12 protein-coding genes are annotated in these 12,459 nt (G+C 71.3%); 5 read left to right on the forward strand and 7 right to left on the reverse strand.

Annotated elements, in window-relative coordinates; all coding sequences use genetic code 11:
- Positions 1 to 35 precede the first annotated feature (35 nt).
- Positions 36 to 1,784: a S8 family peptidase gene (locus tag AQJ27_RS31400; protein ID WP_425275237.1), complete on the reverse strand. Its 1,749-nt coding sequence runs from the start codon at positions 1,782 to 1,784 to the stop codon at positions 36 to 38.
- A 466-nt stretch (positions 1,785 to 2,250) separates the two neighbouring features.
- On the opposite strand from AQJ27_RS31400, the gene AQJ27_RS31405 reads away from it, so the two are divergent.
- Positions 2,251 to 3,195: a lytic polysaccharide monooxygenase auxiliary activity family 9 protein gene (locus tag AQJ27_RS31405; protein WP_067375875.1), complete on the forward strand. Its 945-nt coding sequence runs from the start codon at positions 2,251 to 2,253 to the stop codon at positions 3,193 to 3,195.
- 18 nt (positions 3,196 to 3,213) lie between these two features.
- Here the strand turns inward: AQJ27_RS31405 and AQJ27_RS31410 are convergent, their stop codons facing one another.
- Positions 3,214 to 3,864: a Tat pathway signal sequence domain protein gene (locus AQJ27_RS31410; RefSeq protein ID WP_067375877.1), complete on the reverse strand. Its 651-nt coding sequence runs from the start codon at positions 3,862 to 3,864 to the stop codon at positions 3,214 to 3,216.
- Between the two features lie 663 nt (positions 3,865 to 4,527).
- Here AQJ27_RS31410 and AQJ27_RS31420 point away from each other — a divergent pair.
- The 3 genes from AQJ27_RS31420 (at position 4,528) to AQJ27_RS31430 (ending at position 7,093) form a co-directional block, all read left to right on the forward strand.
- Entirely contained in the window at positions 4,528 to 5,184 is a 657-nt protein-coding gene (locus AQJ27_RS31420) for a DUF6230 family protein (protein WP_054236784.1), read from the forward strand.
- Complete coding sequence (locus AQJ27_RS31425) at positions 5,184 to 5,603, forward strand: DUF6114 domain-containing protein (protein WP_067375882.1); 420 nt, start codon at positions 5,184 to 5,186, stop codon at positions 5,601 to 5,603. The genes AQJ27_RS31420 and AQJ27_RS31425 overlap by 1 nt, the downstream gene beginning before the upstream one ends.
- Before the next feature lie 227 nt (positions 5,604 to 5,830).
- Positions 5,831 to 7,093 carry a cytochrome P450 family protein gene (locus tag AQJ27_RS31430; RefSeq protein WP_067375884.1) on the forward strand — a complete coding sequence of 421 codons (1,263 nt, stop codon included), beginning with the start codon at positions 5,831 to 5,833 and terminating at the stop codon, positions 7,091 to 7,093.
- Positions 7,094 to 7,103: 10 nt separating this feature from the next.
- On the opposite strand, the gene AQJ27_RS31435 is transcribed toward AQJ27_RS31430, so the two are convergent.
- The 5 genes from AQJ27_RS31435 to AQJ27_RS31455 are packed head-to-tail and all read right to left on the reverse strand — an operon-like array spanning position 7,104 to position 11,256.
- On the reverse strand, positions 7,104 to 8,402 hold the full coding sequence (locus AQJ27_RS31435) for a cytochrome P450 (RefSeq protein WP_067376006.1): 1,299 nt from the start codon (positions 8,400 to 8,402) through the stop codon (positions 7,104 to 7,106).
- 41 nt (positions 8,403 to 8,443) lie between these two features.
- Positions 8,444 to 9,049, reverse strand: a complete 606-nt coding sequence (locus tag AQJ27_RS31440; protein WP_067375886.1) for a GTP-binding protein — start codon at positions 9,047 to 9,049, stop codon at positions 8,444 to 8,446.
- On the reverse strand, positions 9,027 to 9,386 hold the full coding sequence (locus AQJ27_RS31445; protein ID WP_067375888.1) for a DUF742 domain-containing protein: 360 nt from the start codon (positions 9,384 to 9,386) through the stop codon (positions 9,027 to 9,029). The genes AQJ27_RS31440 and AQJ27_RS31445 overlap by 23 nt, the downstream gene beginning before the upstream one ends.
- Positions 9,383 to 9,796, reverse strand: coding sequence for a roadblock/LC7 domain-containing protein (locus AQJ27_RS31450; protein WP_067375890.1), 414 nt, complete (start codon positions 9,794 to 9,796; stop codon positions 9,383 to 9,385). Before AQJ27_RS31450 ends, AQJ27_RS31445 begins: the two co-directional genes overlap by 4 nt.
- The gene (locus tag AQJ27_RS31455) at positions 9,793 to 11,256 is read right to left on the reverse strand and encodes an ATP-binding protein (protein ID WP_067375892.1); all 1,464 of its coding nucleotides are present in this window, start codon (positions 11,254 to 11,256) and stop codon (positions 9,793 to 9,795) included. The genes AQJ27_RS31450 and AQJ27_RS31455 overlap by 4 nt, the downstream gene beginning before the upstream one ends.
- Positions 11,257 to 11,444: 188 nt before the next feature.
- Here AQJ27_RS31455 and AQJ27_RS31460 point away from each other — a divergent pair, with 188 nt between their 5' ends.
- Positions 11,445 to 12,386: an AraC family transcriptional regulator gene (locus AQJ27_RS31460; protein ID WP_067376007.1), complete on the forward strand. Its 942-nt coding sequence runs from the start codon at positions 11,445 to 11,447 to the stop codon at positions 12,384 to 12,386.
- Positions 12,387 to 12,459: the final 73 nt, after the last annotated feature.

The following is a 12,459-nucleotide window of genomic DNA, read 5'->3' on the forward strand; positions in this document are numbered from 1 at the left end:
CGCGCGTGGGCCGCCCCTCCCCCCGTGGGCCGCGCTCAGAGGGTCAGTTTCCAGCTGTTGAGCTTGCCGGTGTCCGAGGCGGCCACGTCCTGGACGCGGAGTTTCCATGTGCCGTTCGCGGTCTCACCGGACGCGTCGACCGTGTAGGTGGTGTTGACGTTGTCCGCGGAGTCCGAGGTGCTGGAGGACTTCAGGCGGTACGTCGAGCCGTCCGGGGCGACCAGGTCGATCACCAGGTCACCGCGGTAGGTGTGGGTGATGTCGACACCGACCTGGAGGGCGGAGGGCGCGTTTCCGGTGCGGCCACTGACGGCGATCGAGGACTCGACGGCCGACCCGTTGTCCGGGATCGAGAGGGCGGTGGTGTTGGAGAAGGTCGTGCCCCCGGTCGAGCCGCCGCCGCTCGCCACGGCCTGCACGGTCTTCGTCGCGTCCGCGAGGCCCGCGCCGCAGCCGCCGGAGCAGGTGCCGGGCAGGGCACGGGCGTTGTTCTTGATGGCCGTCTCGATCTGGGCCGGGGTGAGCGAGGAGTTCGCCGACTTCATCAGGGCGACCAGGCCCACGATGTGCGGGGTGGCCATGCTCGTGCCCTGGTAGTACGCGTACGACTCCGAGGAGGGGGTCTTCGTACCGGAGTTCAGCGTGGAGTAGATGCCGTTGGCGGTGGCGGTGCTCATGTCGCCGCCGGGAGCCGAGATGTCGACGATCGAGCCGTAGTTGGAGTAGGAGGCCCGGGAGCCGCTGCGGCCGGTCGCGGCGACGGTGACGACGTTGTTGCAACTCGCCGGGGAGTAGTTCGCGGCGTTGTCGTTGTCGTTGCCCGCCGCGACGACGACCGTGGTGCCCCGGTTCACCGCGGCGGTGATGGCGCTCTGGGTGGCCGAGGTGCAGGCGCCGCTGCCGCCGAGGCTCATGTTGATGACCTTGGCGACGTTGGCATTGGCCGGGACGCCGGAGACGGAGCCGCCCGAGGCCCAGGTGATGGCGTCGATGATGTCGGAGTCGTAGCCGCCGCACTTGCCGAGGACGCGCAGCGGGGAGATCTTCGCGCCGTAGGCGATACCCGCGATGCCCTTGTTGTTGCCCGTGACCGCGGCGATGGTGCCCGCCACGTGCGTGCCGTGCCAGGAGGAGTCACTCGCCGGGATGCCGGAACCGCACTCGTTCGCCGCGTAGTAGTCGCCCGGGTCGGCCGGGTTGCTGTCGCGCCCGTCGCCGTCCACGGAGACCGCCGTGTCGGAGATGAAGTCGTAGCCGGCGACGATGTTCGCGGCGACGTCGGTGTGCGCCACGTAACCGGTGTCGATGACGGCGACCGTCACCCCGCTGCCGGTGGAGGTGGACCAGGCACCGGGGACGTTCATGCCCGCCTTGGCCTCGTACAGGTCCCACTGCTTGGTGTACTCGGTGTCGTTCGGGTCGGCCTGGGGCGTGTTCAGACGGTCCGGTACGGCGTACGCGACCTGCGGGTCGGCGCGGTACTGCGCGATGACGTCGGCGACGTCCTTCGTGCCGAGTCTGTCGCCGAGGCCGACGAGGGCCGCGCCGGTGCCGAGGCGGCGGGTGAAGTCGAGGTTCTCGCCCGCCTCCTTGCCCTTGGTCTCGGCGTCGGCGGAGGCGGCGGAGTTGGAGGTGGCCTCGGCGGCGCCGGACTTGTAGCCGACGATGAGGCGCTCGGCGGGAGCGGCGACGGCCTGCGCGACGGCCTGCGCCGCCGGGGTGACCACCGCCTGGTCGGTGGCGGTCGCGGTGGACGGCTGGGCGGCGGCGACCGTGGTGGTCATTCCGGCCAGCAGGGCCGCGGAGACCGCGGCGACGGATATCAGCTTCCGTCGGACTTCTCGTGAGGGGGCGGGACGCAAGGGCTTGCCTTTCGTGGCCGGCTCCGGGCGGCGCAGGGCACGGCGGAGCAGCGGTCGAATCACTTCGTCGTCGAAGCGGCGGGGGGTGCAGTCCAGAAGCGGCGCGGGGGCCGGCCGTACGTCGCGAGCGACCTGTCAGGGGTTGCCTGTGGGTCGGCTGTGCCCGAACGATAGGCAAAGCCCAGGTAATACGGATACAGGGGAAACCCTCGATCTGGCTGGTAACCGCCCCTCAAGGGCTCCCAGTTGGCCGGGAGTGCCCGGTTTCACGTGGCTCGCGCGTCTGAACGCACGGCCCTGTGCCCGCGTACTTCACGGTGCGGCCACGCCTGCGCGCGATGTCGTACGGCCGCACCCGCCGCCCCCACCCCGCGAGGAGACCCACCGGATGACCGCACACCGCACCGCCACCGCGGCCGCTGTCGCCGTGGCGGCCCCGCTGCTTCTCCTGACGTGGGCCGTCGGTCCTGCCCAGGCGCACGGCGCGCCGACGGATCCGGTCAGCCGGGTGGTGGCCTGTTCGCCGGAGGGCGGCAGCAACACCGGTACGGCGGCCTGCAAGGCGGCGATCGCGGCGAACGGCGCGCCCTTCACCGCCTGGGACAACCTCCGGGTCGCCGGTGTGGGCGGCAGGGACCGTCAGGTGATCCCGGACGGGCAGCTGTGCAGCGGGGGTCTGCCCGCCTACAAGGGACTGAACCTGGCCCGCGCCGACTGGCCCTCCACGCGGATGACACCGGGCGCGACCTTCACGCTCTCCTACAGTTCGACGATTCCGCACACGGGGACCTTCAAGCTGTATCTGTCCAAGCCCGGGTACGACCCGACCAAGCCCCTCAAGTGGTCCGATCTGCCGGCGAAACCGTTCGCCACCGCGACCGATCCGGCGCTGGTGAACGGCGCCTACCGGATCAAGGCCACGCTGCCCTCCGACCGGACCGGCCGGCAGATGCTGTACACGATCTGGCAGAACACGAGCACGAGCGACACGTACTACTCGTGCTCGGACGTGGTCTTCCCGGCCGCGAGCGGCGGCGGGGCCGCCGCGCCGACGACCTCGTCCCCCGCGCGTACGACACCCACGGCGAACCGGACGGCTCAGCCGAGCCAGGAGCCGACCGCGACCACGGCCACCCCCACCGACCGGTCACCGTCGCCCGCCCCGGAGACCACCGCGGCGACGACGGAGGTGACCGCGCCCGACCATCTCGCGCCGGCCGCGGACAGCTCGACCGGCGGCAGCAACACGCTCCCCCTCGTCGCCGGGGCGGGGGGAGCGGTCGCGTTCCTGCTCACCGCGGGTGTCGCCATCACGCTGCGACGCCGTCGGTGACCGGTCGTCCGGGTCGGGTCAGTTGACGGTGACCGCCGGGCTGCCCGACTGGGTGGTGTCGGAGACGGGCGCGTACTTCGCGGTGAAGTAGCCGCTGCTGAAGCACAGCGACGAGCCCGAGGACTTCGCGAACGCCTGGGTGGTGAAGGTGATGCTGTTGTCGGTGTTGCTCGCCGTGCCGGTCAGGCTGGGCGCCTGGTAGACGCAGTTGATGCTGCCCAGCAGGGTGCGCAGCACGACGGTGGTCTGGATGGTGGAGCCGGCGGCCGGGGTCACGGTGACCGTGCCGTCGGAGGCGACCGTGGTGGTGTACGGGAGGTTGTTGACCGTGACGCTGGTGACGCCGAGCACGCCGATGACGTTGCTGGTGCAACTGCCGAAGGTGTGGGCGCTGAGCGACTCGGTGGCCGTGCCGGGGGCCGTCGGGTTGTCGGTGACGGAGGCGGTGAAGGTCGACGCGGCACAGGAGACACCGCTCGTGCCGGTCGCGCTGGAGTAGAGCGTGGCGGCGGTGCCGCTCGCCAGTGAGGCGGTGAGGACGTCACCGGTGGCGACGGCGGCTCCGCCGGCGGTGAGCACGGGGGTGTCGTCCGCGGAGGCGGGGGCGATCGCGGAGACCGAGAGCGCGGCGGCGGTACCGAGGAGGGCGAGCAGGGATCGAGTGCGCATGGGGGTGCCTCTTTCTCAGACGGGGGTGCGGGTGGGTACGAGACCGTCGCGGACATGCCGTCACGGCGGACCGCTGCCGGTCCGTGACGCCTTCTCCTTACGTCACGGACCGGCAGCGGAAGCCGGGCGACCGGACACGGCTCAGGGGGGAAAGTGCCGTGCCGGTGCCGCGGGGGGAGGTGGTTTCGGCGTTGGAGCGCACCGCACGTTCAGACATGCCACGGCCGCCCCGCGAGGAGCGGGGGGTCCAGGAGGTGGCGTACGTGCCGCGCATCGGATCCGGCGCCACGGATCCGAGGGAAACCATGCAGAGTTCTAGACCTGATGAATGGTCAACGTCAAGGCGTAGTAGGCAAGTTGAGGGTCCACGCGCTCCGAGTGGGAGGCGTTCGGGGACCCGGCCACGAGGTCGTCGCGGGACCGCGTACGAGGTCAGCGTGGCCGGGTCTCCACAGGTGGCACACAATCAACATCCCTTTGCCACAAGTCTCTTGACCCACGAATGTAACCCCCGGTAACTTCCACGTCGGCTACTGCTGCGTAACGAGAAAGCCCTTGCGACCGCCGGGAGTTGTGAGGAGGCGTGCGCGACAGTCGCTGTCCGCGCCAGGACAACGTGCCCGTTGAAGCCCCACCTGCATGACTATGTCCAGGGAGCAGAACATGGCCTCGTCCTCGGACGCCACGGCGTCCACCGATTCGACCCCCGAGAACGAAAGCGGTTCCGGCAGACGTGGGCGGGTCCGCCTGCGCCGCGCCGCGGTGATGGCGGTGCCTGCCACCGCGGTCGCCGCGGGACTGATGATCCTCACCGCCCAGGGCGCGCTGGGGGTGCAGTTCGCCATCTCGGGCATGCCGTTCACCGTCACGGCCACCGAACTCAACGGCACCGGCTTCGAGCAGTTCGGCAACCTCGACAACATGGCCGACGGCAGCCCGAACGCCGGCGACACCGGCGGCCAGGTCCTCGTCATCACCTCCGCGATCAAGAACGCGACGCTCACCAAGCTGTGCCAGAGCGTCGACCTGGGCGGTACGAACCTCGTCATCACCGCGGGCGGCGGCACGGACAAGGTTCAGGCGACCAATCTGACGACCGACTCGACCGAGCTGTCGGGCGACGCGGCCTTCAACAACATCGAGATCGGCAACGACGCGAGCACGCTCGACAAGGCCGGGGTCCAGGGGAACAAGGGCGTCTTCAGCCAGCAGGCCGACACCGTCCACATCGGGAACCTGCGGCAGACCAACTACGCCACCACCGCGGCGGTGTTCAAGCTCCCCGGTCTCAAGCTCCGCTTCAGCGACTCGGGCTGCTGATGTCGGACGTCCGGGATCTGCGGTCCGGCTTCCGGCAGTGGCGTGCGGACCGCCCCTTCTGGGGCGGCCTGCTGCTCACCCTGGGCGGGGCGGAGATCCTCCTCACCGAGAAGGCGTCCCTGAAGGTCGTCATGCACATCGGGATGCAGGGCATGGCGGGCTATCTGCTGCCGACGGTCATGATCCTGTGCGGTCTGCTGATCCTCTTCAACCCGACGCAGCGGCTCTTCTACTCCCTGCTCGGCATCCTCCTCTCCCTCGGCACCTGGCTCACCTCCAACCTGGGCGGCTTCTTCATCGGCCTCCTCCTCGGAGCGACCGGCAGTTGCCTGGCCTTCGGCTGGCTTCCCCACCAGGAGCCGCGCAAGCGACGTCTGCTGCGCAGGCGCCGCCGGCAGCGGATGGCGACCGAGGCGTAGGGAAAGCGAAACGGAAGGGGCCCGCCCCGGCCGGGCTCAGGGCAATGGGCGGCCGGGGCGGGAGCCGTGACGGTACGGCTCCAGGAGGCGGACCGTCCTCCAACTTGCTTGTACGCGCAGGGAAGTTGCCCTCGCACGCAGCGGATACCGGACGGTCGCATCGGTGAACGGCACCCTCGCGTAACGTGACGCGCCGTACCGACGTCCGAGCGCCAGGGAGGCTTCCGATGGGAACCCCGAGTCCCTTGACGGGCAACCCGAGCCCCTTGGTGGTGGACGCGACGGGCCGTGACATCCACGCGGAGGCCGCTCGCATCCGCGCGCGCGGACCGGCGACCCGTGTCGCCCTGCCCGGTGGCGTCGAGGCCTGGGCGGTCAGCAGCCCCGAGCTGCTCAAACGGCTGCTCCTGGACCCGCGGGTGTCCAAGGACCCGCGCCGGCACTGGCCCGCCTGGATCAACGGGGAGATCTCCCCCGAGTGGCCGCTGTTCACCTGGGTCGCGGTGCAGAACATGTTCACCGCGTACGGCGGCGACCACAGGCGGCTGCGGACCCTCGTCTCCACGGCGTTCACGGCCCGCCGTACGGCCGCGCTGCAGCCCAGGATCGAGGAGATCACCTCCGGCCTCCTCGACCGCATCGCCGAGGCCGGTGAGCACGGCGAAGTCGTCGATCTGCGCGAGGAGTTCTGCTATCCGATCCCCATCCGGGTGATCAGCGAGCTCTTCGGACTGCCCGAGGACAAGCGGGCGGACCTCAGGGACCTGGTGGACAGCATCTTCCACACCTCCGCGCAGCCCGAGGAGGTGACGGGCAACTACGCCAGGCTGTACGCCGTACTGGGTGAACTGGTCGCCGAGAAGCGGAAGTCACCCGGCGACGACCTGACCTCCGGCCTCATCGCGTCCCGCGACGAGGGGGACGGCCGGCTGAGCGAGCAGGAGCTGCTCGACACGCTGGTCCTGATGGTCAGCGCCGGTCACGAGACCACGGTCAACCTCATCGACAACGCCGTGCACGCCCTGCTCACCCACCCCGAGCAGCTCGCACACCTCCGCGCCGGGCGCGCCACCTGGGACGACCTGATCGAGGAGACCCTGCGGGTCGAGGCGCCCGTCGCGAGCCTGCCGCTGCGCTACGCCGTGGAGGACCTCGACCTCGCCGAACTGGGCGGCTCGGACGGCACGGTGATCGGCCGGGGCGAGGCGATCCTCGCCGCGTACGCCGCCGCCGGACGCGATCCCGAGCGCTACGGCAAGGACGCCGACCTTTTCGACGTCACCCGGGCGGACAAGGAGCACCTCGCCTTCGGACACGGTGTACACCGCTGCCTCGGCGCCCCACTGGGCCGCCTGGAGGCCCGCATCGCCCTCCCCGCCCTCTTCGACCGCTTCCCCGACCTCCGGCTCGCCGCACCGGCATCGGATCTGGAGCCGGTGGACTCCTTCATCTCCAACGGCCACCGCACCCTGCCCGCCCGGATCCGCTAGACGCCGGCGCTCACTCGCCGCGCCACCAGGACAGGAGTCGGGTCCAGCCGCTTCGCGGGCGGTCGGGCTCCGGGGCGGGGGGCTCGGTCACGAGAGCCGGGAGGGGGCTCGCGTACGACTGGCGCTCGCCTTCGTGCCGTTGGACCGTCGCGGTGGGCGGGAAGCGTACGGGCAGCGCCGCCAGCGCACGGTGGAACGGGCCGGGCCGCCAGGACAACTCCCCCACCGGCAAACCCAGTTCGACATCGGGGAGGCGGTCGAGGAGCTTCTCCACCGCGGCCGTCGCGATCAGCCGGGCCGGGCTCTGCGCCGGGCAGTTGTGGGGTCCCGCGCTCCACGCCAAGTGGGCCCGGTTGCCTGCTCGCTGATCGGCCGTCAGGGCGGGATCGGTGTTGGCCGCGGCGAGACTGACGACCAGCGGATCGCCCGCGCGCAGCACCGCCCCCTCGTACACGACGTCGTGCAGCGGATAGTGCACGGCGTAGTTGGCGATCGGCGGATCGGTCCACAGCACCTCGTCGAGGGCGTCCTCCACCGGAAGGCTGCCGCCGGACAGATCGCCCGCGAACCGTTCGTCGGACAGCAGCAGCCGCAGGCTGTTCGCGATCAGGTTCTGCTGGGGCTCGGTGCCGGCGCCCATCAGCACCACGAGGGTGTGGATCATCTCCTCGTCGGTGAGGCCCGCGGGGTGCGCCATCAGCCAGGACGTCATGTCCTGACCGGGGTTGCCCCGCTTCAGCGCGACCAGGTCGAGCAGGGTGCTGGTCAGCAGTTCGTCGGCCTTCTCCGCGTCCACCCCGTCGAAGATCCCGGACATGCCCTCGACCAGCCGGACCCCGTACTCGGCCGGGCAGCCGAAGAGGTGGTTGAAGACCAGCAGCGGCAGGACCTGCGCGTACTCGCCGAGCAGATCCGCGGTGCCGAGCGGCGCGAAGCGGTCGATGAGGGTGTCGGCGCTGCGCTCCACATAGCCGCGCAGGGTGTTCGGATCGACGAGCGCGAGGCTGTCGGTGATCGCGCCGCGCAGCCTCTCGTGCTGCTCGCCGTCGGTGAACAGCGCGTTGGGCCGGTACATCATCATCGGCACGACCGGGCTGTCCGGCGGGACGGTCCCGTCGGCGAGGTCGCGCCAGCGGCGGGGGTCCTTGGAGAAGGTCTCCGGACTGCGCAGGACGTGCAGGGCGGCGTCGTAGGAGGTGACGAGGGTGGCTCTGACGCCGGGTGCGAGCTCGACGGGCGCGGTCGGTCCTGCCGTACGCAGCCGCCGGTAGACGGCGGCGGGGTCGGCCGCGAACCCGGGCCCGTACAGGGGCTCGTGCGCCGGGCAGCCGGGCGGTGGTGGTTCGGAGGTCACACGGGCTCCAGTTCGCCGCTGCGGGTCATCAGGTACTCGACGAGGGCGATCAGCGCCTCGGTGGACGAGACCCGGTCGCGGGCGTCGCAGCGCACGAGCGGGGTCGAGGGCAGCAGGTCGAGGGCCTCGCGCACCTCGTCCAGGTCGTGCGCCGCGGAGGCGTCGTCGAAGTCGTTGAGGGCGACGGCGTACGGCAGCCCCAGCTCCTCCAGTACGCCCATGACGTCGAAGGACTCGGACAGCCGCCGGGTGTCGGCCAGCACCAGCGCGCCGAGCGCCCCGCTGGTCATGTCCTTCCAGAGTTCGGTGAAGCGGTGCTGCCCTGGCGTGCCGAAGAGGTAGAGCACCAGGGCGTCGCTGAGGGTGAGGCGGCCGAAGTCGAGGGCGACGGTGGTGGTCGTCTTCTCCCTCGAACCGGCGAGGTCATCGACGCGTGCGCCCGCCTCGGTCATCACCTCCTCGGTACGCAGCGGCCGGATCTCGGAGAGCGCGCCGACGAACGTGGTCTTGCCGACCGCGAAGTGGCCCACGATCAGGAGTTTGACCGCGGTGCGCACACCCGGGCCGAGATGGACGTCGTCAGAGGCGGGCGCGGAGCCCATCCAGTACCTCCTGGAGGATGCGGGCGTCGGTGAGACGGGCGGCCGGTACCGGCGCCCGGGTGACGAGGTGACCGCTGTCCATCAGGTCGGCGATCAGTACTTTGGTGACGCTGACCGGGAGTTCCAGATGACCGGCCACCTCGGCGACCGACAGCGCTCCGGGCCGGCACAGCTCCATCAGCCGGCGCTTCTCCGGGTTCAGCCCCGTCAGCGGCAGGTCGTCGGCGGCGATCAGCAGGGTGACGAGGTCGAGGGTGTTGCGGGAGGGGTGGGCGCGGCCGTCCGTGACGACGTACGACCGCACCAGCCTCCCGCCCGGCCGGCGCCCGGGTGTCATGCCGGGCTGCCGGTGTCCTGCCGGGCCGGGCTGGTCAGCTCCTTGCCGAGCCGGTCGACCAACTTGTGCATGCGGTAGGTGACCGCCTCCATGTCCACGTTCTCGCCGGTGGACACCGCGAGGTGGGCGCCCTGCCCGGCGGCGACGAGGAAGACGTACCCGTGCGCGAACTCGATCAGGGTCTGCCGCCACGGCGCGGTCGCGCTTCCGCAGAACTCCGCGGTGCTGCGGCTGATCGACTGCACCCCGGACAGGCCCGCGGCCAGCCGCTCGGCGTCGTCGCGGCCGATGTCCGCGGAGTGGGCCCGGAGCATGCCGTCGGCGGACAGCAGGATGGCGTGCCGCGCCTCCGGCACCTTCAGGACCTCGTCGAGCATCCACCCCAGCTCGTTGGTCATGGGCGCGATCATCCCTGTGTGTTCCCTTCGGATTCGTGGGGGGCTTCGATGTCGTGGGGGGTTCCGGCCGCGGTGGGTGAGGAGGGCGCGGTGTCCCGCTCGGCCCGCGCGGAGCGGGTGCCGCGCGCGAACGCGCCCATGCGCCGGGCGTTCTCCTCCGCGGAGCGGCCCGCGCTCTCCTCGGCCGGTGCGGCCGGGGCGGCTGGTGCGCCCGTTGCCGCCGGGGGCTGTTCGGCGGCGGGCGGGGACACGGGTGCGCGGCGGCGCCGCTTGGGCAGTCCGCCGGCGGTCGTCGCCTGCGCGGGCCCGCTCGTCCGGGCCGTACGACGGGGCGTGCGCGCCGGTTCCCTCGGCGGCGGGGGTTCCTGGACCGGGTCGGCGTGGGTGAGCAGCGCGGCCGGTACGAAGACCACGGCGCGCACGCCGCCGTACGGGGAGCGGGTGTCCACGGAGACGTTGAACCCGTAGCGGGTGGCGAGGACGCCGATGACGGCGAAGCCGAACTGGGGCGGGTCGTCGAGGCGGGTGACGTCCACCGCGCGGCGGCCGGTCAGCAGCGCGGCGGCGTGCTCGGACCCGCGGCTGTCCATGCCGACGCCCGCGTCGTCGATGACCACGACGGCGCCGTTGTGCACCGCCTGGACGCTGACCTCGACCGTGGTGTTGGGCTGCGAGTGGCGCGCGGCGTTGTCCAGGAGTTCGGCGACGGCGAGGACGACCGGTTCGACGGCCCGGCTCTCGACGGCGATGTCGGCCTGTCCGTTGATGCGGATGCGCCGGTAGTCGCGGATACGGGAGGTCGCGCCGCGGACCACCTCGATGAGCGGTGAGGCGGCCCGCTGGCGTCCGGGCCAGGAACCGCACAGTACGGCGATGGCCTGCGCGCGACGGCCGAACTGGGCGTTGGTGTGGTCGATCTCGAGCAGGTCGCGCAGCACGTCGGGGTGGTCGTGGCGGTCCTGCATCTCCGAGATGGACACCTGCTGCTCGTTGGCGAGGGCCTGGATCGAGCGCATCGACGCTTTGAGGGCGGCCTTCGCGGACTGGTCGGCGCGGGTCTGTGCGTGCCGCACGGCGTCGGAGAACCGCTCCAGGAGGCCGTCGAGGCACTTCGCGAAGTCGGTGTCGGCCAGCCGCGCGTCGAGGAGGCCGACGGCGGGGAGGGCCGGTGCGGTAAGGGACGCCCCGGCCGCGGGGAGCGGCTGACCTGGCGAGGGAAGGGACTGACCTGACGCGGAGAGGGAGTGACCCGTCGTGGAGGCAGGCTGGTGCGGGGCGCTTTCGAGCGCGGGCAGACGGACCGCGACCAGGTGGCGCAGCTCCTCGTCCCGGGCCCGCAGCGCGTCCGCGAGCTCGGCGCTCCGGCCGCGCTGCCGTCCCGTGATCCCGCGCTGGCGCACCAGCAGCACGATGACGGCGAGCAGCCCGACGGCCAGGCACCAGAACGCCGCCTCCGGTATCCGTTCGGTCATGAAGTCCTCAATGGCATATGCAAGTTGACGGGTCGCACGACCGTAGCCGTCTGCCGGAACAAGCGCTTGCCGTCGCGCGCAAGGAAGTTGCCGTGGGGCGCACGGACTGTATGCATTAGGCTGACGTGGAGTAACTACCGCTCGCTGCACGGGAGTTGAGGGTGTCATTGCCCGCGGAAAGCTACATCGTGGAAACACGGACGACCGCGGAGGTGGATCCGCGCGAGCGGGCCGACTTCTGGAGCGAGCACATCGGGTCCCACCAGGCCAGAATGAACTACCGGTACGCGCGCACCGACGACTTCCATGGCGCGACGGTCCGCCAGCGCACCGAGCGCTACCAGCTCGTCAAGTTCTGGTCGGACGAGGTCGCGTACAGCAGGACCGCCCGCCAGGTCCGTCAGGACCCCGACGAGGACTACCGATTACTGCTGCCGCTCAGCGGGGAGATCGTGCTGCGGCAGGACGGCCAGGAGGCCCGGCTGACACCGGGCACCGGCACCCTCGTCAGCTTCGGGGCACCCTTCGAGTGCCTCCAGGACGCCTCGACGCACGCGTTCGTCCTCACCATCCCCGCGCGCGAGATGGACGGCCCGCTGAACCGCAGGTCGCCGCTGGCTACCGGGCTCGATCTGAGCAGGGGGCTCGGCCGGGTGGTGAGCTCCATGATCAGCGACCTGCACGCGGAGCGGGACCACCTCACCGACGCGCACTTCAACGCCGTCTCCGACCGCGTCGTCGAGCTGCTGTGCATGCTCACCCTCGGCGACGACCGCCCCGACGGGGCGGGCCAACTCACCGACGTGGAGACGATGGTCCGCCGCCACGTCCGTGAACACGCCGCCGACCCGGGTCTCACCGGTACGTCCATGGCGCACGCGCTCGGCTGGTCCCTGCGTCAGATCCAGCTGGCCCTGCAGCGCGCCGGCACCACTCCGCGCGACCTCATCCGCGAGGAGCGGCTGCGGCTGGTTCGTGAGCGCCTCCAGTGCGGCGACTGCGAGCACCTGACCATCACCGATCTGGCCTTCGCCTCGGGGTTCTCCTCGGCGAGTGCGCTGAGTACGGCGTTTCGGCAGCGGTACGGGGTGAGTCCTCGGGAGATGCGGTCCGGGGGGCGGCGGCCGTAACGCCGCGGCTCGGCCGGCACCCCGGATCCGCGCCCCTGAAAGCGGGACGCCCGCCCCGCCGGGGTCGCACACC

Origin of the sequence: Streptomyces olivochromogenes (assembly GCF_001514115.1) — a bacterium.
Classification (GTDB): Bacteria; Actinomycetota; Actinomycetes; order Streptomycetales; family Streptomycetaceae; genus Streptomyces; species Streptomyces olivochromogenes.